The 24,320-nt window shown below is 73.1% G+C and carries 21 protein-coding genes and 1 tRNA gene; 6 read left to right on the top strand and 16 right to left on the bottom strand.

Annotation, left to right across the window (positions count from 1 at the left end; translation table 11 throughout):
• The first annotated feature begins 83 nt into the window (after positions 1 to 83).
• Positions 84 to 683, top strand: a complete 600-nt coding sequence (locus tag ACQKQD_RS24940; protein WP_427509851.1) for a TetR/AcrR family transcriptional regulator — start codon at positions 84 to 86, stop codon at positions 681 to 683.
• Positions 684 to 825: 142 nt separating this feature from the next.
• Here ACQKQD_RS24940 and ACQKQD_RS24935 read toward each other — a convergent pair.
• The 3 genes from ACQKQD_RS24935 to ACQKQD_RS24925 form a co-directional block, all read right to left on the bottom strand.
• Positions 826 to 900, bottom strand: a tRNA-Gly gene (locus ACQKQD_RS24935).
• A gap of 107 nt (positions 901 to 1,007) precedes the next feature.
• Positions 1,008 to 1,472, bottom strand: a complete 465-nt coding sequence (locus ACQKQD_RS24930) for an NUDIX domain-containing protein (protein ID WP_042670671.1) — start codon at positions 1,470 to 1,472, stop codon at positions 1,008 to 1,010.
• Positions 1,473 to 1,485: 13 nt separating this feature from the next.
• Positions 1,486 to 2,181 carry a fumarylacetoacetate hydrolase family protein gene (locus ACQKQD_RS24925; protein ID WP_042670673.1) on the bottom strand — a complete coding sequence of 232 codons (696 nt, stop codon included), beginning with the start codon at positions 2,179 to 2,181 and terminating at the stop codon, positions 1,486 to 1,488.
• 137 nt (positions 2,182 to 2,318) lie between these two features.
• Here ACQKQD_RS24925 and ACQKQD_RS24920 point away from each other — a divergent pair, with 137 nt between their 5' ends.
• The 3 genes from ACQKQD_RS24920 (at position 2,319) to ACQKQD_RS24910 (ending at position 6,058) form a co-directional block, all read left to right on the top strand.
• Positions 2,319 to 3,764, top strand: a complete 1,446-nt coding sequence (locus ACQKQD_RS24920; protein ID WP_234082328.1) for an FAD-binding oxidoreductase — start codon at positions 2,319 to 2,321, stop codon at positions 3,762 to 3,764.
• Between the two features lie 258 nt (positions 3,765 to 4,022).
• Positions 4,023 to 4,316, top strand: a complete 294-nt coding sequence (locus ACQKQD_RS24915; protein WP_012320003.1) for a DUF2218 domain-containing protein — start codon at positions 4,023 to 4,025, stop codon at positions 4,314 to 4,316.
• Between the two features lie 149 nt (positions 4,317 to 4,465).
• Positions 4,466 to 6,058 (top strand): ABC transporter substrate-binding protein, encoded by a 1,593-nt coding sequence (locus tag ACQKQD_RS24910; protein ID WP_427509850.1) that lies wholly within the window; start codon positions 4,466 to 4,468, stop codon positions 6,056 to 6,058.
• 16 nt (positions 6,059 to 6,074) lie between these two features.
• On the opposite strand, the gene putA is transcribed toward ACQKQD_RS24910, so the two are convergent.
• Both putA and ACQKQD_RS24900 read right to left on the bottom strand, forming a co-directional pair.
• Positions 6,075 to 9,761 (bottom strand): trifunctional transcriptional regulator/proline dehydrogenase/L-glutamate gamma-semialdehyde dehydrogenase, encoded by a 3,687-nt coding sequence (gene putA, locus ACQKQD_RS24905; RefSeq protein WP_427509849.1) that lies wholly within the window; start codon positions 9,759 to 9,761, stop codon positions 6,075 to 6,077.
• 102 nt (positions 9,762 to 9,863) lie between these two features.
• The gene (locus ACQKQD_RS24900; RefSeq protein ID WP_427509848.1) at positions 9,864 to 10,676 is read right to left on the bottom strand and encodes a hypothetical protein; all 813 of its coding nucleotides are present in this window, start codon (positions 10,674 to 10,676) and stop codon (positions 9,864 to 9,866) included.
• A 141-nt stretch (positions 10,677 to 10,817) separates the two neighbouring features.
• On the opposite strand from ACQKQD_RS24900, the gene ACQKQD_RS24895 reads away from it, so the two are divergent.
• Positions 10,818 to 11,864, top strand: a complete 1,047-nt coding sequence (locus ACQKQD_RS24895; protein WP_091926893.1) for a saccharopine dehydrogenase family protein — start codon at positions 10,818 to 10,820, stop codon at positions 11,862 to 11,864.
• A 143-nt stretch (positions 11,865 to 12,007) separates the two neighbouring features.
• Here the strand turns inward: ACQKQD_RS24895 and ACQKQD_RS24890 are convergent, their stop codons facing one another.
• From ACQKQD_RS24890 to ACQKQD_RS24870, 5 genes are all read right to left on the bottom strand, one after another.
• Positions 12,008 to 13,531, bottom strand: coding sequence for a UxaA family hydrolase (locus ACQKQD_RS24890; RefSeq protein WP_427509847.1), 1,524 nt, complete (start codon positions 13,529 to 13,531; stop codon positions 12,008 to 12,010).
• A 57-nt stretch (positions 13,532 to 13,588) separates the two neighbouring features.
• On the bottom strand, positions 13,589 to 14,899 hold the full coding sequence (locus ACQKQD_RS24885; protein WP_427509846.1) for an MFS transporter: 1,311 nt from the start codon (positions 14,897 to 14,899) through the stop codon (positions 13,589 to 13,591).
• A gap of 107 nt (positions 14,900 to 15,006) precedes the next feature.
• Positions 15,007 to 16,077: a malate/lactate/ureidoglycolate dehydrogenase gene (locus ACQKQD_RS24880; protein WP_427509845.1), complete on the bottom strand. Its 1,071-nt coding sequence runs from the start codon at positions 16,075 to 16,077 to the stop codon at positions 15,007 to 15,009.
• Between the two features lie 120 nt (positions 16,078 to 16,197).
• Positions 16,198 to 17,697 (bottom strand): M81 family metallopeptidase, encoded by a 1,500-nt coding sequence (locus ACQKQD_RS24875; RefSeq protein ID WP_427509844.1) that lies wholly within the window; start codon positions 17,695 to 17,697, stop codon positions 16,198 to 16,200.
• A 32-nt stretch (positions 17,698 to 17,729) separates the two neighbouring features.
• Positions 17,730 to 18,446 carry a DUF1194 domain-containing protein gene (locus tag ACQKQD_RS24870; RefSeq protein WP_091680721.1) on the bottom strand — a complete coding sequence of 239 codons (717 nt, stop codon included), beginning with the start codon at positions 18,444 to 18,446 and terminating at the stop codon, positions 17,730 to 17,732.
• 276 nt (positions 18,447 to 18,722) lie between these two features.
• On the opposite strand from ACQKQD_RS24870, the gene ACQKQD_RS24865 reads away from it, so the two are divergent.
• On the top strand, positions 18,723 to 18,890 hold the full coding sequence (locus ACQKQD_RS24865) for a hypothetical protein (RefSeq protein ID WP_427509843.1): 168 nt from the start codon (positions 18,723 to 18,725) through the stop codon (positions 18,888 to 18,890).
• Positions 18,891 to 18,910: 20 nt separating this feature from the next.
• Here ACQKQD_RS24865 and ACQKQD_RS24860 read toward each other — a convergent pair whose 3' ends face one another.
• From ACQKQD_RS24860 to ACQKQD_RS24835, 6 genes are all read right to left on the bottom strand, one after another.
• Positions 18,911 to 19,678, bottom strand: coding sequence for a DUF1223 domain-containing protein (locus tag ACQKQD_RS24860; protein WP_427509842.1), 768 nt, complete (start codon positions 19,676 to 19,678; stop codon positions 18,911 to 18,913).
• 7 nt (positions 19,679 to 19,685) lie between these two features.
• On the bottom strand, positions 19,686 to 20,702 hold the full coding sequence (locus ACQKQD_RS24855; RefSeq protein WP_427509841.1) for a lipid A biosynthesis lauroyl acyltransferase: 1,017 nt from the start codon (positions 20,700 to 20,702) through the stop codon (positions 19,686 to 19,688).
• A 139-nt stretch (positions 20,703 to 20,841) separates the two neighbouring features.
• A complete protein-coding gene (locus tag ACQKQD_RS24850; protein ID WP_091926887.1) occupies positions 20,842 to 21,864 on the bottom strand; it encodes a zinc-binding dehydrogenase in 1,023 nt (340 codons plus the stop codon).
• Between the two features lie 11 nt (positions 21,865 to 21,875).
• Positions 21,876 to 22,193: an SH3 domain-containing protein gene (locus tag ACQKQD_RS24845; RefSeq protein ID WP_427509840.1), complete on the bottom strand. Its 318-nt coding sequence runs from the start codon at positions 22,191 to 22,193 to the stop codon at positions 21,876 to 21,878.
• 2 nt (positions 22,194 to 22,195) lie between these two features.
• A complete protein-coding gene (locus tag ACQKQD_RS24840; RefSeq protein WP_427509839.1) occupies positions 22,196 to 22,963 on the bottom strand; it encodes an SDR family oxidoreductase in 768 nt (255 codons plus the stop codon).
• Entirely contained in the window at positions 22,960 to 24,243 is a 1,284-nt protein-coding gene (locus tag ACQKQD_RS24835) for a beta-ketoacyl-ACP synthase (protein WP_427509838.1), read from the bottom strand. Before ACQKQD_RS24835 ends, ACQKQD_RS24840 begins: the two co-directional genes overlap by 4 nt.
• Between the last annotated feature and the right edge of the window lie 77 nt (positions 24,244 to 24,320).

Raw genomic sequence — 24,320 nt, 5'->3', positions numbered from 1 at the left:
TAGGTCGCTACACATGTCGGCATGGACGCGGGGCGTCAAGTGACTTATCTACCACTCGATATAAAAGTTGGAGTCCGCAGGCAATGGTGATGGGGCGCCCCCGGTCCTTCGACACGGACAAGGCCCTCGACGAGGCGATGGAGGTGTTCTGGCGCCACGGCTACGACGGCGCGAGCCTCGCAATGCTCACGAAGGCGATGGGCATCAAGCCGCCGAGTCTCTACGCGGCCTTCGGCAGCAAGGAGGGGCTGCTCAAGGCCGCCCTCGACCGGTACGCGCAGCGGCGCTCCGAGCACATGCGCTTCGTCCTGGCAGGCGAGACCGCGCGCGACGTGGCCGAGCGCTTCCTGAGCAGCATCGCCGAGAGCCACACCGATCCGGCGAACCCGCCCGGCTGCCTCCTCGTTCAGGGCGGTCTCGCCTGCGGCGCGGGCTCGGAGAACATCCCGTTCGAGCTGGCGTCCCGGCGGGCGCAGGGCGAGATGGAGCTCCGCGAGCGCTTCATCCGGGCCCGACAGGACGGTGACCTGCCGGCGGATTCCGACCCGGTCGCGCTGGCGCGGTTCCTGTCCACCGTCGCCTCCGGCATGGGCGTGCTGGCCTCCTCGGGCGCCGACCGGGAGGCGCTGCGGGAGGTCGCCCGGGTCTCACTGCGGGCCTTCGCGAAGGAACAGGACGCCTGAGCCGGGCTGACCGGGCGCGATCCCGCGCCTCGGTCCACCCGGACGCCGTTCGCCTTTCCGCGACCGGCAGTTCGCCGAGGTCCAGAAACGACAAAGGCCGCAGAGCTGCGGCCTTGTAGGTCGATCGTATGGTTGGGAAAACTGGAGCGGGCGAAGGGATTCGAACCCTCGACCCCAACCTTGGCAAGGTTGTGCTCTACCCCTGAGCTACACCCGCTCACTGTGCCGCGCCGCCCGGACTTTCGTGCCGGCGGCCCCCGGCGCGGCTCTCTAAACACCATTCCGCCGGGCGACGCAAGCGCCCTTTTCGCGAACCGTCACGATTTACCAGTTCGGCTCCGGCGGGAGGCCGTCGCGGATCTCCCGGAGCCGGGCGCGGGTCCCGCGCGTGGTCCCCTCGGGGAGCGCGTCCATCGGGAAAAAGGCGCACTCGGCGACCTCCCGGTCCGGCGCCTTCGGGCGCAGGACCGTGAAGGCCGGCAGGACGAACAGGGCCACGTGGTCGCGGGGCGCGGCGACCACGTTCCGATAGAGGCCGTGCAGGCGCGGCTCTCCCTCGGCGACGATCTCCGCCTCCTCGCGGAACTCCCGCACGATCGCGTCGCGCGCGGTCTCGCCGCGCTCGACGCCGCCGCCGGGGAGGTGCCAGCCACTCACGTAGGTGTGGCGCACCAGGGCGACGCGCCCGGCCCCGTCGAGGGCGACGCCGCGCACGCCGAGGGTCATGCCCCGGGACGCGAGCGCCCCGAGGTGGAACAGGCGCCGCAGCAGCGGCCGATCGAGGAGCATGCGGCCGCGCGGCTCAGACGACGTCGAGGGTGATGGCGCCGAGACCGTCGATCGCCGCGACCATGCGCTGGCCGCGCTGGACCGGGCCGACGCCAGAGGGCGTGCCGGTGAAGATCAGGTCGCCGGGCTGCAGGGCGAAGTAGCCCGACAGGTAGGCGATCTGCTCGGCGACGGACCAGATCATGTCGCCGAGGTCGCCCTTCTGGCGGACCTCGCCGTCGACCGACAGGGTGATGGCGCCCTTGGCCGGGTGGCCGATGGCGGAGACCGGGTGGAGCGCGCCGATCGGCCCCGACCCGTCGGCCGCCTTGGCGGTGTCCCAGGGCCGCGACATCTTCTTGGCCTCGTCCTGGACGTCGCGCCGGGTCATGTCGAGGCCGATGGCGTAGCCGTAGACGTGCTCCAGGGCGGTCTCGGCCGGGATGTCGCTGCCGCCGCTCGCGAGGGCCGCGACCATCTCCACCTCGAAATGGTAGTTGGCGGTCTTCGGCGGGTAGGCGTGGGCCGTCGGCTCCGGCCCGACGATCTGCAGGGCGTCGGCGGGCTTCATGAAGAAGAACGGCGGCTCGCGGTCCGGGTCCGCGCCCATCTCGCGGGCGTGGGCGGCGTAGTTGCGCCCGACGCAGTAGACGCGGCGGACGGGATAGAAGTCGCTGCTACCGACGATGGGGAGCGCGATGCGGGGCGGGTTCTGGATGACGGAGAGCATCTCTGCCTCTGCGGTGGATCGTCCGGGTGGACCGGCGCGACGACGCCCGGGCCCTACATCATCGTTGTAAGGTCCGCATCGGCGCGCGCCATACCGGCGCTTGCGTCCGGCCTGCTCCGGCCTACAGAATCCGCGCGATGACGCCGACAGCCGCCCTCGACACCCTGCTGACCGCGCTCCGGGACGGGCTCGGCGCGCGGCACGTGCTGATGGATCCCGACGCCCTCGCGCCCTACCTGACGGAGAGCCGCCGCCTGTTCACCGGGTCGGCCCTGGCCGTACTTCGGCCGGGGAGCACCGAGGAGGTCGCCTTCGCGGTCCGCGCCTGCACGCAGGCCGGGATCGCCGTCGTGCCGCTCGGCGGCAATACCGGCCTCACCGGCGCCGGCGTGCCGCAGGGCGGCGTCGTCCTGTCCCTGGAACGCATGAACCGCCTGCGCGCGGTCGACCCGGTGGACGCCACCATCACGGTCGAGGCCGGGATGATCCTGGAGGAGGTGCAGGAGGCGGCCGAGGCCGCCGGCATGCTGTTCCCGCTCTCCTACGCGTCGCGCGGCTCCGCCCGGATCGGCGGCGGCGTGAGCACCAATGCCGGCGGGATCGCGGTCCTCGCCTACGGCAACGCCCGCGACCTCGTCCTCGGGCTCGAGGTCGTGCTCGCCGACGGGCGCGTCTGGAACGGGCTGAGGGCCCTGCGCAAGGACAATGCCGGCTACGACCTGAAGCAGCTCTTCATCGGCTCGGAGGGCACGCTGGGCATCGTCACGGCGGCGGTGCTGAAGCTGTTCCCGCGGCCGCGCTCGACGAGCGTCGCCTTCGTCGGCCTCGACTCGGCGAAGGCGGCTCTGGACCTGTTCGTCTTCCTGCGGACGCGGATGGACCGCGACCTCACGGCGTTCGAGTACCTGCCGCCCTTCGCCCTGGAGATCGTGCTGCGCCACGTCCCGGGGACGGTGCGGCCGCTGGACGGCGCGCACGGCGCCTACGCGCTGATCGAGGTCGCGTCCGCGCGACCGGACGCCGACACGGGGGCCGAACTGGAATCGGCCCTCGGGCAGGCCCTGGAGGACGAGCTGATCGCCGACGCCACCATCGCGACCAGCGGGGCCCAGAACGCCGCGCTCTGGCGCCTGCGCGAGGGCGTTCCCGAAGCGCAGACCCGCGAGGGCGCCTCGATCAAGCACGACGTGTCGGTGCCGCTCTCCCGCCTGCCCGAGTTCCTGGAGCGGGCGGGGGCGGCCTGCCTCGCCGAGATGCCGGGCCTGAGGCCCTGCGGCTTCGGCCATTTCGGCGACGGCAACATCCATTTCAACCTGTCACAGCCGCCCGGCATGGAGCCCGCGGCGTTCCTGTCCGCCTGGGGCCGGTTCAACCGGATCGTTCACGACCTCGTGCACGCCCTGGGCGGCTCCATCGCGGCCGAGCACGGCGTCGGCCTCATCAAGCGCGAGGAACTCGCGCGCTACGGCGACCCGGTCGGACTCGACCTCATGCGGCGCCTGAAGGCCGCGCTCGATCCGGACGACCTGCTCAACCCCGGCAAGGTGCTCGTCCCGACCGATCGCGGCCCGCCGCCGGCCTGAGCGAATTTGTGCATCGCGCCATAATTCGGCGCGGAGACGCGTGCAGGACAGCCACGCCGCGCCGCGAACCGCCGGGGCGGCCCGTCGCGTTAAGGTGCTGCTAACGCTTCGGACACACGCTCAACAAAGACGGCGGAGACGGATCCGTCGGCGCCAGGCATGGCAATTGCTCTGAGGCCTCCCTATCTCGCACGTGCGAGATCGAACGACGAACCGTCACCGACAGGCTGTTTTCACATCCATCTGGAGACCGACGGAATGCCCACCTCCCAGGCCCGCGTGCAGACCACCGAGGCGAGCCGCTACCTGCAGCAGCTCTGCCGGCACTGGAGCCACAAGTTCAAGGTCGAGGCGACCCCCGTTCACGGCACCGTGCCCTTCGGCGAGGACCGCGTCTGCACCTTCGATGCCGAGCCCGACGCGCTGGTGATGCGCATCGACAGCTCCGACCCGGTCAACCTGACCCGGCTGGAGAACGTCGTGGCCGACCATCTCGCCCGCTTCGCCTTCCGCGAGAGCCTCGGCGACATCCGCTGGTCGCGCGCCGCCTGAGGGCCCGCGCAGCGCGATCACGGGCGACCCGTCCGGCTACCGGCCCGGGCGGGTTCTGAGATCCTGATCGAAGCGCGGCAGTGGCGCACCACTTGCACGCGAACCCGGCTTGCGGCCAGATCGGACGCCGCCGTGACCGGGATCGATTCATGAAGCGACGTACCCTGCTGACCGGCGCCGGAGCCCTGATGGCCGGGGCTCTCGCCCGGCCGGCCCTGGTCCGAGCGGCCTCCGCGACGACCCTGCGGTTCGTCCCCTACGCGGACCTCGCGCTCCTCGACCCGATCATCACCACCAATTACGTCACGCGCACCCACGCGCTGATGGTGTTCGACACGCTCTACAGCCTCGACACCGCCTACCGCGCTCAGCCGCAGATGGTGGCGGGCCACGAGGTCGCGTCCGACGGCCTCACGTGGCGCCTGACCCTGCGGGACGGCCTGCGCTTCCACGACGGGACGCCCGTCCTCGGCCGCGACGTGGTGGCGAGCCTGAAGCGCTGGGCGCAGCGCGATGCCTATGGCGGGGCCCTGTTCGCGACGGTGGACGAACTCTCGGCCCCCTCCGACACGGTGGTGCAGTTCCGCCTGAAGCGGCCCTTCCCGCTCCTGCCGGACGCCCTGGCCAAGCCGACCTCCTACGTCCCGGTGATCATGCCGGAGCGCCTGAGCGCGACGCCCGCGACGCAGCCGGTGCCGGAGATCGTCGGCAGCGGCCCGTTCCGCTTCGTCCCCGAGGAGCGGGTCCCGGGCTCACTCAACGTCTACCGCCGGTTCGAGGCCTATCGACCGCGCCCCGACGGCACGCCGAGCTTCACGGCGGGACCGCGGATCGCGCATTTCGACCGCGTCGAGTGGCGCACGATCCCCGACGGCGCGACCGCGGCCGGCGCCCTGCGCTCGGGCGAGATCGACTGGTGGGAGCAGCCCCTCGTCGATCTCGTGCCGGACCTGAACCGCCAGCCCGCCGTGCGGGTGGATCTGGTGGAAACCGCCGGGCTGATCGGCCAGATCCGCCTCAACCACACCCTGCCGCCCTTCGACAATCCCGCGATCAGCCATGCGCTGCTCGCGGCCGTCGACCAGACCGAGATGATGGACGCCGTCGCCGGCAGCGACCCGGCGATCCGGCGCGGGCCCGTCGGCATCTTCACGGCCGGCGGGCCGATGGCGTCCTCGGCCGGCATGGAGGCGCTGACTGCCCCCCGCGACCTCGCCGCCGCGAAGCGGGCGCTGGCGGCGGCGGGCTACAAGGGCGAGCGCGTCGTGCTGCTCTCCGGGACCGACGTGCCGCGGATCAACGCGATCTGCGAGGTGATGGCCGATGCCTGCCGCAAGATCGGGATGAACCTCGACGTCGTCGCCACCGACTGGGGGACGGTCAACCAGCGGATCCTGAACGCCAAGCCCCTGGACCAGGGTGGCTGGTCGATGTTCGGCATCTTCTCCGGCGGGCTCGACCACCTCTCGCCGGCCTACCATCTGGCCGCCCGCGGGAACGGCCGGGCCGGCGTGCCGAGCTGGCTGACCGACGCGCCCCTGGAGGAGCTGCGCGGCGCGTGGTTCGACGCGCCGGACCTCGACGCCCAGAAGGCGCTGGCGGCGCGGATCCAGGCGCGGGCGCTGGAGGTCGGCGCCTACCTGCCCTGCGGCCAGTATTTCCAGCCGACCGCCTACCGGCGGGACCTCGAAGGCATGCTGACCGGGCTGCCGCTGTTCTGGAACCTGCGCCGGTCGGCCTGACCGGGCAGTTCCGGGCTCACCCGACGCTCATCAGGCTGGCATTGCCGCCGGCCGCCGCGGTGTTGATCGTGGTGGTGACCTCCTCCACCAGGCCGGCCGGATCGTAGAGGTCGCCGGCCGCCAGCGCCTCCGGGCAGCGGGCCTGGATCGGCAGGATCGCGCCCTCGCGGGCCGCGACGGCCCTGTTCAGGGCCAGCAGGTCGTCGGCGTCGCCCGCGAACAGGACCCCGGCGATCGCGCCCGCGCGGTCGAGGTCCGGCGCCCGGGCAACCCGCGCCGCGCACGCTTCCGGCAGACCGTCCAGGACCGGATCGCGCCCGTCCGGCCCGATGACGACGGCCGCGTTGCCCGTGCCGAGGATCGCGCCGATCTGGAGCAGGAGCGCCGTCTCGGTCGCCGCGACGGCCGCGACGCGCCCACGGGGACGCAGCGCGTACAGGTTGTGCTCACCGACGGGACCGGCCAGCGCGATCGCGGCGCGGCCGGGATAGCGGACGGCTTCGAGCCTGTCCGCGAGGTCGTGGCGGTGCCGCGAGCGCAGCCACGCCGTGTAGGGACGCAGCGCCCCGTCGTCGGTGGGCAGCCCGTCGCGGGCGGCGGCGGGCGATCGCCGCAGCAGACGGCCGAGGATCAGCGGGCCGCCGGCCTTCGGGCCCGTCCCCGACAGCCCGGAGCCGCCGAAGGGCTGCACGCCGACAACCGCGCCGATGATGTTGCGATTGACGTAGCAATTGCCGGCCCGCACGCGATCGAGGACCCGGTCGATGGTCTCGTCGATGCGGCTGTGCAGCCCGAAGGTGAGCCCGTAGCCGGTCGCGTCGATCGCCGCCAGGAGCGCGTCGAGGCCGTCGCGGCGGTAGCGTAGCACGTGGAGCACGGGACCGAACACCTCCTGCTCGACATCGGCGACGGCCCCGATCTCGATCAGGGTCGGCGGCACGAAGGTCCCGGCGCCGGACTCGGGCGGCAGGGGAAACTGCTCCACCGGGAAGCCCCGCGCGCGCATCCGCGTCACGTGTCCGACGACCCGGTCGGCGGCCTCGGCGGTGATGACCGGCCCGACATCGACGGGCAGGGCCCGCGGGTCGCCCACCCGCAGCTCCCGCAGGGCGCCCTTCAGCATGTGCAGCGTCCGGTCGGCGATCTCCTCCTGCAGGCACAGGATGCGGAGCGCCGAGCAGCGCTGCCCGGCGGAATCGAAGGCCGAGGCGATGACATCGGCCACCACCTGCTCGGCGAGCGCGGAGGAATCGACCACGAGGGCGTTCTGGCCGCCGGTCTCGGCCACGAACGGCACCGGCTCGCCGAAACGGTTCAGCCGCTCCGCCAGAGCCCGCTGGATGCCCTTGGCCACCGCCGTCGATCCGGTGAACATCACGCCCTGCACGCGCGGATCCTCGACCAGGGCGGCGCCGACCCGGCCGTCGCCCGGCAGGAGGTGCAGCGCCTCGACGGGAATCCCGGCCGCGTGCAGCGCGCGGACGGCAGCGGCCGCGATCAGCGGGGTCTCCTCGGCGGGTTTCGCCAGGACCGTGTTGCCCGCCGCCAGGGCGGCCGCGACCTGACCGACGAAGATCGCCAGCGGGAAATTCCACGGCGCGATGCAGGCGACCGGACCGAGCGGCGCGTGCGCGTCACCGAGGGTCCGCTCGGCCTCGGCGGCGGCGTAGCGGAGGAAGTCGACCGCCTCGCGGATCTCCGCGACGGCGCTCGCGCAGGTCTTGCCCGCCTCCCGCACGACGAGCCCGATCAGCGGCGGCATCTGCGCCTCGAGGACGTCGGCGGCCCGCCGCAGGCAGGCGGCGCGCGCGGTCGCCGGCGTCGCCGCCCAGCCGGCCGCGCCCGCCTGCGCGCGCGCCACGGCGACCGCCACGGTCTCCACCGTCGCCGCCTGGTAGAATCCGACGACGTCCCGGCGGTCGGCGGGATTGTGGACGGGTTCGTCGGCCGCCGCGTCTTCCGCGCCCGAGGGCACCGCCCGCCACGCGGTGCGGGCGCTCGCCGCCAACCCGTCCGACAGCCGAGCGAGCTCCGCCTCGTCGGCGAGGTCGAGCCCGGCCGCGTTGGCGCGAGCCGGGCCGTAGAGCGCCCGGGGGGCCGCGATCCGCGGGTGCGGCGCGCCGGGATCCGGCGCGGCCTCGACGGCGGCGACGGGGTCGGCGATCAGGTCCGCGACCGGCACGGCCGCGTCGGCGACGCGGTTGACGAAGGACGTGTTGGCCCCGTTCTCCAGGAGGCGCCGCACCAGGTAGGCGAGCAGGGTCTCGTGCGTGCCCACGGGCGCGTAGATGCGGCAGGGCCGCTGCAGGACGGCGTCGGCCATCACGGCCTCGTAGAGCGGCTCGCCCATGCCGTGCAGGCACTGGAACTCGTACTGACCGAGCCGGAAATCCGGTCCCGCCATCGCGACGATGCTCGCCAGTGTCTGGGCGTTGTGGGTGGCGAATTGCGGAAAGACCGCGTCGGGCGCCGCGAGCAGCCGGCGCGCGCAGGCGAGGTACGAGACGTCGGTGTGGACCTTCCGGGTGAAGACCGGGAAGTCCGCCAGACCGTCGACCTGCGCCCGCTTGATCTCGCTGTCCAAGTAGGCGCCCTTCACGAGCCGCACCATCAGCCGCCGGCGGCACCGCCGCGCGAGGTCGATCAGCACGTCGATGACGAATGGACAGCGCTTGCCGTAGGCCTGGACCACGAAACCGAGCCCGTCCCAGCCGGCGAGATCCGGGTCGGCGGCGAGCCGCTCCAGGATGTCGAGCGACAGGTCGAGGCGGTCTGCCTCCTCGGCGTCGACGTTGAGACCGATGCCGTGGCCCTCGGCGAGGTGGGCGAGGTCCCGCACGCGGGGATAGAGTTCGGCCAGGACCCGGTCGCGCTGCGCGCGGGCGTAGCGGGGATGGAGCGCCGACAGCTTGATCGAGATTCCGGGGCCGCGGAGCACGCCGCGCCCGGCAGAGGCCGCGCCGATCGCCGCGATCGCGTCCGCGTAGGCGCGCCGGTAGCGCTCGGCGTCCTCGGCGGTCACGGCGGCCTCGCCGAGCATGTCGTACGAGTAGGTGAAGCCCTTCGCCTCGAGCCGCGCCGCGTGCCGCAGGGCCTCGGCGATAGTTCGCCCCGCCACGAACTGCTCGCCCATCATCCGCATGGCGAGATCGACGCCGGTCCGGATCACGGACTCGCCGCCGCGGGCGATCAGCCGGGTGAGCGCGGCCGACAGGCCGGCCTCGTCCCGGGTCGCCGCCAGCTTGCCGGTCACGAGCAGGCCCCAGGTCGCCGCGTTGACGAAGGGCGACGGGCTGTGCCCCAGATGGGCGGCCCAGTCGCCGCCGGCGATCTTGTCGCGGATCAGCGCGTCCCGCGTCGCCGCGTCGGGGATGCGCAGCAGCGCCTCGGCGAGGCACATCAGCGCCACGCCCTCCTGGCTGGACAGCGCGTACTCGTGGATCAGCCCCTCGACGCCGCCGCGGGTGCCCCGGCGCCGCAGGGTCTCGACGAGGCGCCGCGCGTCCTCGGCGACGCGCCGAGCCGCCTCGGGCGGCAGGCGCGCTTCTTCGAGGAGCGGGAGCACGCAGTCCCGCTCGGGCCGCCGGCAGGCCGCGACCACCGCCCGCCGCAGGGGCGACAGGTCCGCCAGGCCGGCCGCGAACGCGCCGAAAGGCTCGCTCGCCGCCGCGGCCGCCTCGTCGACTACGCCGGATCCGGACATGGGCCGCCCCTCGGACACGGCGCGCTGGCATCGCGCCGTCGCGGACTCACGCTACACCGTCGGGGGCCCGCGTCGAGGCCGAACACGCTGTGGCCGATCGCGTCACTTCGAGGCCTGCGCGTGGGCGGATTCCAGCGCGACGGCCAGGAGCGGCTGGGCACCCTCCCGGCGCAGCGTCGCCACGGGAATCACCACCGGGTCGGCACAGGCCTGGACGACGTGGGCGAGGTCGAACTGCACCGCGAGGCCGCCGGCCTTGGCGTCGAGCCACGCCATCATGGCCGGCGGCTGCCCGTCATAGGTCTCGGCGACGGCCTCGCGGCACTCCTTGTCGGCGTCGTCCGCCTTCGGATCGCCCGTCTTCGGGCGATAGCCCGCGAGGTAGAGGGCGTGCAGCCTCTTCGACGCGAGCGTCACCATCTTGGTCCCGCCCGGGCCCTCCGCCAGGGCGAGCTTGCCGGTCAGGGAGTTGGGCAGCAGGGTCGTCCAGTCGACCGGGGCGCCGGTGGTGAGATCGTAGACGATCGACATCGTGCCGCTGTTCGGGTGCGCGCCGCCGCAGAACCCGCTGTCGAAGATGACGAAGCTCAGGAAGCGCGGGCCGCGCATCGGGGCCTGGACGGTGCGCTCCCAGGAGCTGTTCTTCCCGCCCTGATCCTTGCACGCCTGCTCGGCCTTCAGGGCCCGCGCGTCGAGGCGCTTCAGCGCCGCGTTGATCCGACGCTCGGCCTCGTCGGCCGGCGCGGCGATCTGCGGCATGGCGGCGATGCCGGGGCTCGCGTCGGACGGCGCCTTCAGGACCACCGGCCCGTCACCGGCCCGGGCGGGCACGGCCAGGCCCAGGAGGACAGCGCCAAGGCAGGCGATCCTGCGGCTGGCGCGGCGCGCGCGCGGCGGGAGGTTACGCTCGTACATCGTGCCTCGGCTCCTGTTCGGGCGGGGACGGAGGGTGTCAGATCCCCGCCGCGGGACGATCGGATCGGCGCAGCCCTAGCATCCGGGGCGGCGACGCGGCGCGCGCTTTGACACCGGCGGAAGCGGTGTCAGAACCCCGGGATGACCGCGATCCTGATCTACGGCGCCACCGGCTATACCGGGCAGCTCCTGGCCGCGCACGCCGTCGGGCAGGGGTTGCGCCCGATCCTGGCCGGGCGCGATCCCGAGAAGCTGCGGCCGCTGGCGGCCCGGCTGAACCTCGAGATGCGGGCCGCGCGGCTCGACGATGCCGCGGGCCTGCAATCCGCCCTCGCGGGCGTGGCGGCGGTGATCCACGCGGCCGGCCCGTTCTCGCGGACGGCGCGGCCGATGGCCGAGGCCTGCCTCGCGGCCGGCGCGCACTACGTCGACATCACCGGCGAGATCGCCGTGCTGGAGGCCCTCGCGGCCAAGGATGCGGCCGCGAAGGCGGCCGGCATCGTCCTCCTGCCGGCGGCGGGCTTCGACGTGGTGCCGAGCGACTGCCTCGCCGCCCACGTGGCCGGCCGCGTTCCCGGCGCGACGCATCTGCGCATCTCCATCGGCGGGTTCGGCGGCTTCAGCCGCGGCACGGCCCGCACCATGGTGGAGGGCATCGCCTGGGGCACGCGGGTGCGCCGGGACGGGCGCATCGTCGAGTTGCCGAGCCCGCCGCGCGCCACCGCGGATTTCGGAACGGGACCGCGTCGGACCGTGGGGCTCGGCTGGGGCGACGTGTCGAGCGCGTGGTACTCGACCGGCGTCCCGAACATCGACGTCTACTTCGAGGCCTTCCCCGCCATGGCGGCGGCGGCCGGCCTGCCCGCCGGCATCCGGCGGATCATCGCGGGCGGCACCGCCCAGCGCCTGATCAACCGCGGCATCGACCGGCTGCCGGAGGGCCCTTCGGCCGCCGCGCGCGAGAAGGCCCGCAGCACCTTCCTGGCGGAGGCCTGGGACGGCGCCGGCCGCCGCGCGGCGAGCCGGATGGAGACGCCCGAGGGCTACACGCTCACCGTCTGGACCGCCTTGGAGGCGGCCCGCCGCGTCGCTGCCGGCACCGTCGCGCCCGGCTTCCACACGCCGGTCACGGCCTTCGGCCCCGACTTCATCCTGAGCTTCCCGCACGTGGTCCGGACCGACCTCTGAGACCAGGCCTGCACGGCGGTCGGAATGGCCGTCTCTGCGTGCGCAGCGAAGCAATCCAGGGCTGCGCCACACTCACCGAAGTTTCGCCTCCCCGGATCGCCGCGCTGCGCTCGCGATGACGGCGGAGCGCGCGCCCCGCTCCCTCACACGGTCGCGCCGATCTGCCAGGGGGCGAATTCCGACGCGCCGAAATCGAACTGCTCGCTCTTCGTCCGCTCGCCGCCGGCGACCCGCAGGATGAGGTCGAAAATCCGGTGGCCGGCCTGCTCCACGCTCTCCGCGCCGTCGAGGATCGTGCCGCAATTGACGTCCATATCCTCCTCGAGTCGACGGTACATGGCCGAGTTGGTGGCGATCTTGATCGAGGGCGACGGCTTGCAGCCGAACACGCTACCGCGGCCGGTGGTGAAGCAGACGAGGTTCGCGCCGCCCGCGACCTGCCCGGTCGCCGAGACCGGGTCGTAGCCGGGCGTGTCCATGAAGACGAAGCCCTTGGCGGTGACGGGGTCGGCGTAGCGCAGCACGTCGACCAAGTTGGTGCTGCCGGCCTTCGCCATGGCGCCGAGGGACTTCTCCAGGATCGTGGTCAGGCCGCCGGCCTTGTTGCCCGGCGACGGGTTCGCGTCGATCTCCGAGCCCTCCTTGCGGGTGTACTCCTCCCACCAGTGCATCAGGTCGACGAGCTTCTGGCCGACCTCCGGGCTGATAGCGCGGCGGGTGAACAGGTGCTCGGCGCCGTAGGTCTCGGTGGTCTCCGACAGGATCACCGTGCCGCCGTTCCGCACCACGAGGTCGCTGGCGATCCCCAGCGCCGGGTTGGCCGACACGCCGGAATACCCGTCCGAGCCGCCGCACTGCAGGGCGACGATCAGCTCGCTCGCCGGCACCGGCTCACGGTGGACCACGTTCGCCTCGGCCAGGATGCCGGTCACGAACTCGATCCCGGCCTCGACGGTCTTCCGGGTGCCGCCGAGGCTCTGGATGTTCATGCTGCGGATCCGGCCGCCGAGCCCCTGCTCCTCCAGGAAGGCGCCGATCTGGTTCACCTCGCAGCCGAGCCCGATCATGACGATGTGGGAGAAGTTGACGTGCCGCGCGTAGCCCGCGAGCGTCCGCCGCAGGAGCCGGAGCGGCTCGCCCATCGCCATGCCGCAGCCGGTCTTGTGGGTCAGCGCCACGACACCGTCGACGTTGGGATAGGGGGCGAGCGGGTCGAGGCCGAGGATCGGGTGCCGCCGGAACGCGTCGGCGATCAGGTCGGCGACGTGCGCGCTGCAATTCACCGAGGTGAGGATGCCGACGTAGTTGCGCGTCGCCACGCGCCCGTCGGGGCGGCGGATGCCCTGGAAGGTCGCGGGCGGCGTCACCAGCTGGGTCGGCCTCGCATCGACCCCGAACGCGTAGTCCCGGGCGAACTCGCCCATCCCGAGATTGTGGACGTGGACGTGGCGACCGGCCGCGATGTCCGCCTTGGCGAAGCCGATGATCTGCCCGTACTTGGTCACCGGCTCGCCGCTCCGGTGGGCCCGGACCGCGACCTTGTGGCCGGCCGGGATCCGCTCCGCCGCCGCGACGTTGTCGGCGACCGGCGTTCCCGGCTCGATGGCGCCGCGGGCCACGGCCACGCCGTCGGCGGGGCGGAGGGTGATCACGGGATACGTGGACATCGGTCTCTCCTCGGATTCCGTCGCGCCAGTCGCCGTCACCGCGCCGTCACCGCGCCGTCACCGCGCCGCTTCGGGGCGCAGGGCCGGGGCGCGAGCGTCGCGGACCGGCAGCGGCGCGATCTCGCCGACCACGAACAGGTAGATGAAGGCGCCCAACAGGCAGAACCCGCCGGCCACGATCAGGGGGATCACGAACGAGCCCTGGGTGACCGTCAGCATGACGCCGGTGAAGGTCGTCGTCACGATCCCGGCGACGTTCGACGCGAAGTTCTGGATGCCTCCGATCGAGGCCACGTGGGCCGGGGTCGGCGCCACGTCGCCGGGCAGCGCCCAGATCGAGGCCGCCGTGAAGGCGAGGCTGCCGTAGGCGACCGCGAAGCACAGCAGCGCCACGTAGATGTTGGGCGCGATGATCGACAGGGTGATCACCGAAGACATCAGCATGCCGCCGACGAGGCAGGTCTTGCGGGCCGCGGTGAGGCTCCAGCCGCGGCGGTAGAGCGCGTCCGACGCGAAGCCGCCGAGCCAGCCCGCGGGGATCGACGCCAGGGCGGGCAGGCTGCCGAGCGTGCCGAGCTCCGCCAGGGAGAAGCCCCGCGCCTTGACCAGGTAGGTCGGGAACCACGTGATGAAGAAGTAGATCACGAAGTTGAGGCAGAAGAACCCGGCCATCATGCCCCAGACCGTGCGGTAGCGGAACAGCGACAGCCACGGCACCTGGTTCTGGGCGTCCGCCGCGTCGACGGTCTTCGGCCGCTCCTGCGCGGCCCGCAGTCGGGCGAGCTCCTCCGGCGACACCTTCGGGTGGTTCTCGGGCTCGCGGTAGAGCCACATCCAGAACACCGCCCAGACGAAGCCCAGCACGCCGGTGACGACGAAGGATTCCCGCCAGCCCAGCGTCGCGATGACCCAGGAGACCAGCGGGATCGCCAGGGCCGAGCCCACCCGGGAGCCGCTGTCGAAGATGCTGCTGGCGAAGCTGCGCTCGCTGCGCGGGAACCACGAGGCCGCGACCTTGGCGAAGGACGGGTAGGCCCCGGCCTCGCCGATACCGAGCAGCATGCGCAGGCCGAGCAGGGACAGGAACCCCCGTCCCACCGCGGTCAGCGCCGTGCAGGCTGACCACCAGACCACCGCGACCACGAGGGAGAGCCGCGCGCCGACCCGGTCGGCCACGTAGCCGAAGGGCAGCTGCATGATCGCGTAGGTCCAGAAGAAGCCCGACAGGATCAGGCCCATGTCGGTGGCGTCGAGCCCGAGTTCCTTGGTCATGGAGGGCGCGGCGACCGCGAGGTTGGCGCGGTCGATGTAGTTGATGGCGTTGGCGGCCATGCAGAGGCCGATCATGAGCCAGCGCAAGCGAGGCATCGTGGGCTCCTCCCGTCTTCCGGGGATGGCGTCCCCGGTCCGTGCGGCGCCCCCGTTGTGGCCGGGGGTCGCCGCCGAGCGTGGTGTCGTGCCGGATCGTTCCCGGCTCAGGTGCGATAGGCGTTGCCGTCGAGGCCGTGCGGCCGGCCGGCGGCGAGCAGGGTCTCCCAGACGGGCTCGGGCAGCGGCACGCCCTCGGCGAGGCGCTCGGCCCGCATCCGCCGCTCCGGCTCGCCGGGCAGCAGGACCTCGGCGCCCGGCATCGGCTTGGCGCTCTTGAAGAAGTCGAGATAGGCCCGCGTCTCGGCCGCGAGGGCGTCCTCGGTGCCGAGGGCCGAGGGCGTGACGTAGATCGACAGCATGCCGTTGCAGATCCGCCGCTGCCCGGGCCCGGCCGTGCCGGAGCCGGTGAGCGCGCCGGCCAATAGCTCGCACATCAGCGCGAGGCCGGAGCCCTTGTGCTCGCCGAAGGCCCGGATCGCACCCGCCCCGCGCTGGTTGTCGCGCTCGACGCCCTCCAGCGGGCCGAACAGGGTCGCCGGGTCGGCGCTGAGGCGGCCGTCGGGCTCGATCAGCGCCCCCTCGGGCAGCGGCTTGCCGCCCCTCGAGGCGACGAGCACCTTGCCCTCGGCGACCAGCGACGTGGCGAAGTCGAGGATGATCGGGTCGCCCCCCGGAACCGGGAAGCCGGCCGCGAAGGGCGCCGTCGAGAAGCGGCGCTCCACGGAGCCGAACGGCGCCACGAGGAGGCTGCCCGCCACGTTGACGAAATGGACCGAGACGAGCCCCGCCGCCGCGGCCCGCTCGGCCCACTCGCCGATCCGGCCGATATGCCCGGCATGCCGCAGGGCGATGATCGCGACGCCGTTCGCCCGCGCCTTGGCGATCCCGAGATCGACGGCGACGGGGCCGGCCGTCTGCCCGAACCCGTAATGGGCGTCGACGAGGGCGAAGTTCGGCGCGTCGGTCACGATCTCGGGCGTGCGGCCGGCCTCGACCTCGCCGGCGCGCAGCCACTCGACGTAGCGGGTGACGCGGACCACGCCGTGGCTGTCGTGGCCGGTGAGGTTCGCCGCCACCAGGAAGCGGCCGATACGCTCGGCCTCCGGCTCGGCGCATCCCTCGCGCACGAAGATGTCCCGCACGTAGGCGGTCAGCCTGTCGGCCGGAATCCGCATCCCGTCTCTCCCTCGCCGCGCCTCATCGAGCGCGTGCGGGATGAACCTAGCGCCCTCGCACGTGCAGGGCGAGCACCGGCGGGTGACGGCGGCCGCCACCTGTCGTCCCCGCCGGACCGGTCATGGGTCGGACGGGACGGGCCCGGGCGGGTCGCCGTAGGGGAAGAAGTCGGCGGCCCGCATCTGCGCGTAGGCGAGGTGATCGAGGCGCACCGTGCCGAGGAACGGCTCCGGCGGCTCCACCAGCAGGATCGTGCGGGCGTAGCCGCTATCATCGAAGCCGCGCCGGAAATGCACCCGCGACTTGATCGCCACGACGTCGAAATCCGCCGGGTCCAGGCCGAGCCGCCACAGCTCGTCGGGCTCGACGATCTGCGCGAGCTGCGGGCTCAGCACGAGGACGTTGCCGGCCCCGAACGCGACGCAGATCCAGGTGCCTCCGCCGCCGCTGCCGGCGACGCCGGGCTCCGGCGCGGCGACGACGCGCAGCACGGTCCCGGTGATCTGCACCGGGTCGCCCGCGGACGGGTCGCCGCCACCGCCGACCGGCGCGTCGAACGGGTCGCCGGCCGCGAGGGACCCCGCCGCGATGCCGGGCGACGCCACCGTGGCGACCAGGGTGCGGGCGAGGCCCTGCCGGAGGATCTCGCGCAGCAGCCAGGTCGCCCGGCCCGACCGGTCGCTGTGGTCGGCGAGGACCACCGGGGCGGCGCCCTCCGCCACCGCCGCCCGCGCGAGGCGCACGCCGTCGGCGATCGTGTGGATCCGCGTCGTCTCGAGCAGCGCGCGCCGCTGCCGCCACGCGAAATCCGCGACGTCCCGCGCCACCCGCTCGGCGAGTGCCGGGTCGTCGTCGGTGATCGCCTGCACGGTCATCCCGCCGTCCGGGGCGTCGCCCCACGGGAAGCCGAAGAAGACGTTGACGTACACGTCCGGCTCGCGCGCCTCCCAGACGAGAGCCCGCTGCACGAGGTCGGACCACGGTGCGGCGCCGGTCCACTGCACGACGGTCGGCGAGAGGATCGGCACCTTGAGGGTCCGGTGCGCCGGCCGGAAGTCGCCGCGCACGGCGCGCACCAGCATCCGGGCGGCCCGCTGCCCCTGCAGGTGGCCGTCGTAATGCGGGAAGTACTTCACCGCGAAAGCCATGTCGGCGTGGTCGAGGAAGGCGGCGTCCTCGTTGCCGTGCAGGTCGAAGGTCCCGACCAGGATCGCCCCCTCGCCCACCGCGGCGCGAGCCTGCCGGGCGATGTCGGCCTCCGGCCTGGGGACGCCGCGCACCGCCATCGCGCCGTGCAGGGCGAGATAGACCCCGTCGAACGGGCCCTGCGCCCGCAGCTCCGCCACCATCTGCCCGAGGAAATGCGCGTAGGCGTCGGCGGTGATCCAGCCCGAGGCGGTGCCGGTGCGCGGCCAGAGCGGCGAGGTGATCCCCACGAGCTCGACGCCGTCGTACTCCCGCGCCACCTGCACGAAGCCGCCCATGTAGCCCTTGGGATCGGTGGCGAGCAGCGCGGCCCCGGCGGCCGGTGAGCCGGGATAGATGAAGTCGTCCCGGGTCGTGTCGTTCGGCAGGAACGTGACGGTCTCGTGCGTGAACTGGAGGACGGCAAGGCGCATCGATGGTCGGTCCTCTGGGATCCGGGTGACGGTCAGGAGATCTCGCGCACGAGCTTCGCGATGAGCGAGCGGCCGAAGGCCGCGAAGCTCTCGGCGGTCATCACGAAGGCGCCCTCCCCGCCGATCACGACGCTCCGGTAATACGCGGCCAGGCCGCCCGCCGGATTGGTATGCTCTTTCAGGAAGGCCGGCATCCCCTCGGGTTCGGTGAGGATGACGATGCCGTTGACCGTGATGCCGGCCGCGACGGCGGCGTCCCGGGCCTCGGCGATGGGCCGCCCGGCATTGCCGGTGCCGTCACCGGAGATGTCGATCACCCGGCGCTCGGCGCGGAACGGCGCGCGGGCCAGAAGGTCGGCGGCGAAACCGATCGCCGAGCCGATGGCGGTGCGTCCGTAGAACGGGCGCGGCACCGCGCGGAGGCGCGCCGCGAAGGCGGCCGCGTCCTGCGCCGAGGCGATCACCATCCAGTCGACCGCGACCTGCTGCTCGCCGGGTCCGGCCCAGTCGAACAGGGCGACGCCGATGCGCCCGGTCGGGCCGTCGCCGATGGCGCGCAGCACGCGCGGGTCGCCGAAGGCCTCGGCGTAGCCGCGGCGCTCGAGGTCGAACCGGGCCTCGCTGATGCTGAGTGACACGTCCACCGCGAGGACGAGGAGGAGGTCGACGCCCGTATCCGCCGCGCGGGCGGGGCGGCCGGCCAGCGACAGGGCGGCGAACATCCCGGACAGGAACGGGCGTCGCCGCATGGCCGACCCTCGATCTGGGGCGCCCGCGCGAGACGGCGGGCGGCTCACCCATGCAACGAGCCTGCCGACCCGCCGGTTCGAGCGCTCCGGCCGCGCCGCGCGAAGGTTCCGCCCCCGCGGCGCGGACCCGCGCCGCTTTCGGCCGCATCACGGGCCGGGGCGGCCGCCCTACCTGCCGCGGATCGGGGCGCCGCCGGCGCCGCCCACCCAGAGACAGTCGTCATGCAGCGTGTTCGCCGAATCGGTCGTGTCATCGAGAACGGGATCGTCGGAGCCGTGACCGGGACGGTCGCAGGCGTCAGCCGGATGATCGACGGGCTGATCGGGCTGGTGGGCCGTCTATCCGAGCGCCTCGACGCTCGCCTGTCGTCGCTCGCCGACGCGTCCCGGGCGCGCCACCGGCGCGAGGGCCGCCGGCAGATCGACCAGATCTCGCTGGAGTAGCGGCGCGCGCGACCCCGCGCCTAGAGCCCCGGTCCCTTGGCGGCCCCGAAGATGCGGCCCGGCTTGCCGTCGGCCGCGCCCTGGAGCAGGACGACCCAGCTGTCCGCGTCGGCGACGCGGGCCTGGGTGTCGGGCACCTCGAAGCGGGTCGGCTGGCCCGTCCAGGGACCGAGCCGCTGCATGCCGCGGACGACGTTGACGTAGGTCGCCGTCCGGCCGCCGTTCTCCCCGGACTGGATCGCGATGGCGCGGCTGCGGAGCACGGGTACCAGCCAGACGTCGCCGCGGATCTCGGTCTTGGCCTCCGGGGCCGCCCCGACCTCCACCAGGATCCGGTCGCCGTTGGTCTCCCCGCGCACCGGCACAGGCAGCCCGCCGTGCTGGCAGGCATCGCGGATCAGGCGCTCCAGGGCCGGCCGGTCGGACCCGACGGCGAAGCCGTTGCCGTCGACCACGACCTGGGGCGTGAACACCTGTCGGGCCCCGCGGCCCCGCGCGTAGGCGCGCTGGCGCTCGGTCAGCGGCCGCATCGCGAGCGTGTCCTTCCAGCCGAGATAGTCCCAGTAGGTCACCGGCAGGGTCAGGGCGATGACGCCGGGCTTGTGGGCGAGGTCGCGCAGCACCGGGTCGGCGGACCGGCAGGCGCCGCAGCCCTGGCTGGTAAAGAGTTCGACCACGGCGCGGACGGGCTCCGCCCGCGCCGGCATCGCGGCCAGCGTCGCGCAGGCAAGCAGCGCGGCGCGCAGCGCGCGGCGGTCGCGGGTCGGGGCGCGGTGCCGGGGCGTCATCGATCCATCAGACCGTCTGCGAGGCCGAAGGTGAAATCACGTTGGCTTGAGAGATCTCTACTGTCGGTTGAAGTGGCGCCGGCGCCACTCTCGGCTTGGGCAGCATGTCGGGCCGCCAGCGGCGATGCATCCACAGCCACTGGCCGGGATTCTCCCGCACCCAGCCCTCGACCACGGCCGTCATCGCCTGCATGGCGCCGGCGACGTCCATGGTCCCGTCGGCCGCCCTGGGCAGGTCCAGGGGCGGCGTCAGCTCGAGGCGGAAGCGGCCCTCCGGTAGGCGCACGACGCGCACGCCGTGCACCGGGCAGTCGTAGTGGCGGGCGAGCTTGGCCAAGAGGGGGTTGGCGAGGCATGGCCGGCCGAGGAACTCCACCACGACGCCGCGGGTGAAGTGCTGGTCGATCAGCTGACCCAGGTGGCCGCCGGTCTCGACCACGTCGCGCATGGCGAAGACGGCGCCCGGTGTGGAGGCGGCGAGCCCGCCCATTGTCCGGCGGCGGACCTCCTGGACGAGGCGCGCGGCGGCGGGGTTGTTCGGCGGCCGGAACACCGCGGTGGCGTCCAGGCCGAAACGGGCCGCGCAGATCGCCGGCAATTCCCAGTTCGCCAGATGCGCCGAGAAGATCAGACCGGGCCGGCCGTCGTCGCGCAGGGCGTAGAAGTGCTCGATCCCGGCGACCTCCGTCCGCAAGTCGCCGGTCGCGGCGGGATCGTAATCGAACAGGCTGTCGAGATGGGCGTATTCGGCCCCCGTCCGGCCGAGATTGTCCCAGGCCTCCAGGGCGATCCGCTTCCGCTCCGCCTCCGACATGTCGGGGAAGGCCGCCCGGAGGTTCGCCATCGCCGTGCGGTGCGCCGGCAGGAGCGGTCCGAGGGTTCGCAGGAGCGCGGCGCCGAGTGCCGTGGACCGGACCGGCCCGAGGATCCGAGCCAGCAGCACCAGGGCGCGGATCACCGGGATCATCGCGAAGCCCGCGAGGCGCGGGTACGACCGTTTGAGCAGGAGGGCGAGACGCAGCACAGTCGATTCCAGAGAACGGTACGGGCGGCCCCCCAGCGCACCCGTACAGCGACGTTTACGACAAGTCTCCCGCAGCGCGAAATGCGGATCGCCGCGCCCGGTGACGGTGCGGCACCGGGCGGGTGCGCCGCTGCCGGCGCTACAGGCTGACGAGGATCTTGCCGAACACCCGGCGCGATTCGAGGCGCTCCAGACCCTGCGCGAAATCCGCCAGCGGGTACACGGTGTCCACCACCGGTCGAATGCCCGCTTCCATCTTGGCGAGGGCTTGGCCGATATTCGCGAGCGAGCAGCCGAACGAGCCGGTGATGCGGTACTGCTGCTGGAACAGCTGCATCAGGTTCATGGTCGCCGAGACGCCCGAGGTCGATCCGCAGGTCACGAGCCGGCCGCCGCGCTTCAGGCAGAGCAGGGAGCCGTTCCAGGTATCGGCGCCGACATGCTCGAACACCACGTCGACGCCCTTGCGCTTCGTGAGCCGGCGGACCTCGCCCTCGAAGCGCTCGGTGCGGTAGTTGATGACGTGGTCGGCGCCGAGCTCGGCGGCCTTGCGACCCTTCTCGTCGTCGCCGACCGTCGTGTAGACCGTGCAGCCGATCGCCTTGGCCATGCGAATCGCCGCGGTCCCGATCCCGGAGCCGCCGGCATGGACCAGCACGCTCTCGCCGGGCTCCAGGCGCGCATTGTCGAACAGCATGTGCTGGACCGTGCCGAAGGCGATGCCCGCGCAGGCGGCGTCGGTGTCGCTGACGCCGTCCGGCACCTTCACGACGAGGCGGGCCGGCATGGTCACCAGCTCCCGGGCGAAGCCGTCGAGATGGAAGCCCATCACGCCGGACACGTCCTCGCAGAGGTTGTCGCGCCCCTCGCGGCAGGCCTTGCACTTGCCGCAGGTCATGGCGCCGTACGGCACGACCCGGTCGCCCGCGACGAGTCCGGTGACGCCCGCCCCGACCGACTCGACAGTCCCGGCCGCCTCCGCGCCGACGATCAGCGGCATTTTCCGCTTGGCGAAGGCCATGCCGCGGAAGCCCCAGACGTCGATGAAGTTGAGGCCGACCGCGCGGATGCGGATCCGGACCTCGCCGGCGCCGGGCGCGGGCGGCGGCTCGATCTCGGTGAGGCGGAGGTCGCGGTCACCGAACAACTGGAGGGCTCGCATCGTGTCTCTCGTCACTCCGGCGCCAGGTAGCGCCGCCGCGCCCAGCCGAGGGTGCGTCCGGCCTTCACCCGGCACCACGTGGTGCGGCTCGGCGTGTCGTTGGTGCAGCCAAAGACCAGGGCGCGGCTGCGGATCTCACCGATCTGCTCGGCGGACGGGTCCGGCTCGGCGCGGATGCTCAGCGGCTCGCCCGGCGGCAGACCGGAGATCCGGTAGACCTGCGGCTCCGCCCGGGCGTCGCCCGGGGCCAGGAGAGCCGCGCCGCAGAGGGCGGCGGTGAGGGCGAGGCTGGCGCGCATCGTCAGGGTCGTCCGGTTCGGCGGCGCCACCGTCAGGTCCGGTGGACGCCCATCATGGCGGTCAGGCCGCCATCGACGGGCAGCACGGTCCCGGTGATGTAAGATGCCCCCTCGCCCATCAGGAAGGCCGCCAGAGCCGCGACATCCTCGGACCGCCCGAAGCGGCCGGCGGGAATCTGCCGCTCCATCCCGTCCCGATAGGCGGCGTAGCGCTCCATCATGGCGGTGTCGACGAAGCCCGGGGCGATCACGTTGACGGTCACGCCGCGCTTGGCGGTCTCGATCGCCAGGGTGCGGCAATAGGCGATGAGGGCGCCCTTGGTCGCCGCGTAGGCGGCGTTGCCGGCGTTGGCCCGCAGGGCGGCGACGGAGCCGATCGCCACGATGCGGCCCGCGCGCGCCCGGGTCATCTCCCGCACCAGCGCCTTGGCGAGGCGCGTCAGCGAGAAGAAGTTGACCTGCATGGCGGCCTCGGCGCGCTCCTGATCGAGCATCGCCGCGAGGGCGTCGCAGGACTGGCCGGCATTGTGGACGAGGCCGTAATAGCCCGCGGCCTCGGCAGTCTCGCAGAAGGTGTCCAGCGCGGCCCGGTCGGCGAGGTCGACGGGATGGGCCGCAAAGGACCGGTCCGGGTAGGTCGTCCGCAGCTCGGCCAGCAGCGCCTGCGCGGCCTCGGCCGAGGCGCGGTAGGTGAAGTCGACGCCGAGGCCGGATCCCGCCAGCGCGCGGACGATCGCGGCGCCGATGCCGGACGCGCCACCGGTCACGAGGACCCGGCGCGGGGTGTCGGCGGCGCTCACGCGGGCTCCGCGCCGAGGACCAGGCAGGTGTTCTGACCGCCGAAGCCGAACGAGTTCGACAGCACGGTCCGCACCGGCAGATCGCGGGCGGTCTCCACGATGTCGAGGGCGATGGTCGGGTCCGGCACGCGGTGGTTGATGGTCGGCGGGATGCGGCCGTGGCGGATGGTCAGCAGCGAGACCGCCGCCTCGATGGCGCCGGCCGCCGTGAGGGTGTGGCCGATCATCGACTTGTTGGAGGTGACCGGCAGGGCGGCCGCGCGGTCGCCGAACACGGCCGCGAGGCCCAGGGCCTCCATCTTGTCGTTCTCCGGCGTCGAGGTGCCGTGCGCGTTCACCGTGTCAATCGCCTCGGCCGCCACACCGGCATCGTCCAGGCTCGCCCGGATCGCCGCGATGATCGGCGCGCCGTCGGGGCTGGACCGGGTGCGGTGGAAGCCGTCGCCCTTCTCGCCGCAGCCGAGGACGTAGCCGAGGATCGCGGCGCCGCGCGCGACGGCGGCCTCGGCGTCCTCGAGCACCAGGGCGGCCGCGCCCTCGCCCATGACGAACCCGTCCCGGTCCTTCGAGAACGGCTTCGAGGCGGTCGCGGGGTCGTCGTTGCGGGTCGAGAGCGCCGACAGCAGCGAGAAGCGGATCAGCGATTCCGGGTTCACCGAGCCGTCCGTGCCGATGCAGAGCGCCGCCGCGGTCTCGCCGCGCCGGATCGCCTCGACGCCGAGCTGGATCGCCGTGGCCCCCGACGAGCAGGCGGTCGAGAGCGAGATCGGCGAGCCCTTCGTGCCGAAGCGGTCGGCGATGCGATCGGCGACCGTGCCGAAGATGAACAGGTCGTGCCAGGGATCGAAGCGGCGCGTCGCCGCCGCCCGCAGGAGGCCGGCGTAGTCGACCGGGCCGTCGCCGCCCGCGGCCTCGGCCAGGGCCTGCCGCTGCGGCCACTCCATCTCGACCGGCGGGACCGCGATGAACAGGGCGCCCGGGAAATCGCCCCTGGCGCCGATCCCTGCCTGCGCCACCGCCTCCTCGGCGGCGACGGCGGCGAACCGCTCGGACAGGAGCGGCGCGACGAGCGGATCGGTGTCGAGGAAGTCCACCGTCCCGGCGATGCGGGTGCGCAGCGTGTCGGTCGGGAACCGCGCGATCGCGTGGATGCCCGACCGGCCCTCGGTCATGGCCGCCCACGTGTCGGCCTGTCCCTGACCGAGAGAGGAGACGACGCCGATGCCGGTGACCGCGACGAGCGGCCGGCCCCTGGCGTCGCGGTAGGATCGCGCGCTCATGGAGCGGTCCTTACGGGATTTTCCGCCGCGGTACACCTCCGCGCGGGCGGTGCGGCGCGCCCGGCGCCGGGACGACG

This window comes from Methylobacterium sp. NPDC080182 (assembly GCF_050281105.1).
Taxonomy (GTDB): Bacteria; Pseudomonadota; Alphaproteobacteria; order Rhizobiales; family Beijerinckiaceae; genus Methylobacterium.
Note: the sequence above shows the minus strand (reverse complement) of the source record. Positions and strands in the feature narration are given on the sequence as shown.

Excerpts from the sequence above, each read along its gene's own strand:
- ACQKQD_RS24850 (WP_091926887.1), bottom strand. The coding sequence starts at position 21,864 with ATGCGAGCCCTCCAGTTGTTCGGTGACCGCGACCTCCGCCTCACCGAG.
- ACQKQD_RS24895 (WP_091926893.1), top strand. The coding sequence starts at position 10,818 with ATGACCGCGATCCTGATCTACGGCGCCACCGGCTATACCGGGCAGCTC.
- ACQKQD_RS24875 (WP_427509844.1), bottom strand. The coding sequence starts at position 17,697 with ATGCGCCTTGCCGTCCTCCAGTTCACGCACGAGACCGTCACGTTCCTG.
- ACQKQD_RS24890 (WP_427509847.1), bottom strand. The coding sequence starts at position 13,531 with ATGTCCACGTATCCCGTGATCACCCTCCGCCCCGCCGACGGCGTGGCC.
- ACQKQD_RS24885 (WP_427509846.1), bottom strand. The coding sequence starts at position 14,899 with ATGCCTCGCTTGCGCTGGCTCATGATCGGCCTCTGCATGGCCGCCAAC.
- ACQKQD_RS24860 (WP_427509842.1), bottom strand. The coding sequence starts at position 19,678 with ATGACGCCCCGGCACCGCGCCCCGACCCGCGACCGCCGCGCGCTGCGC.
- ACQKQD_RS24835 (WP_427509838.1), bottom strand. The coding sequence starts at position 24,243 with ATGAGCGCGCGATCCTACCGCGACGCCAGGGGCCGGCCGCTCGTCGCG.
- ACQKQD_RS24930 (WP_042670671.1), bottom strand. The coding sequence starts at position 1,472 with ATGCTCCTCGATCGGCCGCTGCTGCGGCGCCTGTTCCACCTCGGGGCG.
- ACQKQD_RS24900 (WP_427509848.1), bottom strand. The coding sequence starts at position 10,676 with ATGTACGAGCGTAACCTCCCGCCGCGCGCGCGCCGCGCCAGCCGCAGG.
- ACQKQD_RS24915 (WP_012320003.1), top strand. The coding sequence starts at position 4,023 with ATGCCCACCTCCCAGGCCCGCGTGCAGACCACCGAGGCGAGCCGCTAC.
- ACQKQD_RS24940 (WP_427509851.1), top strand. The coding sequence starts at position 84 with ATGGTGATGGGGCGCCCCCGGTCCTTCGACACGGACAAGGCCCTCGAC.
- putA (WP_427509849.1), bottom strand. The coding sequence starts at position 9,761 with ATGTCCGGATCCGGCGTAGTCGACGAGGCGGCCGCGGCGGCGAGCGAG.
- ACQKQD_RS24880 (WP_427509845.1), bottom strand. The coding sequence starts at position 16,077 with ATGCGGATTCCGGCCGACAGGCTGACCGCCTACGTGCGGGACATCTTC.
- ACQKQD_RS24925 (WP_042670673.1), bottom strand. The coding sequence starts at position 2,181 with ATGCTCTCCGTCATCCAGAACCCGCCCCGCATCGCGCTCCCCATCGTC.
- ACQKQD_RS24910 (WP_427509850.1), top strand. The coding sequence starts at position 4,466 with ATGAAGCGACGTACCCTGCTGACCGGCGCCGGAGCCCTGATGGCCGGG.
- ACQKQD_RS24870 (WP_091680721.1), bottom strand. The coding sequence starts at position 18,446 with ATGCGGCGACGCCCGTTCCTGTCCGGGATGTTCGCCGCCCTGTCGCTG.
- ACQKQD_RS24920 (WP_234082328.1), top strand. The coding sequence starts at position 2,319 with ATGACGCCGACAGCCGCCCTCGACACCCTGCTGACCGCGCTCCGGGAC.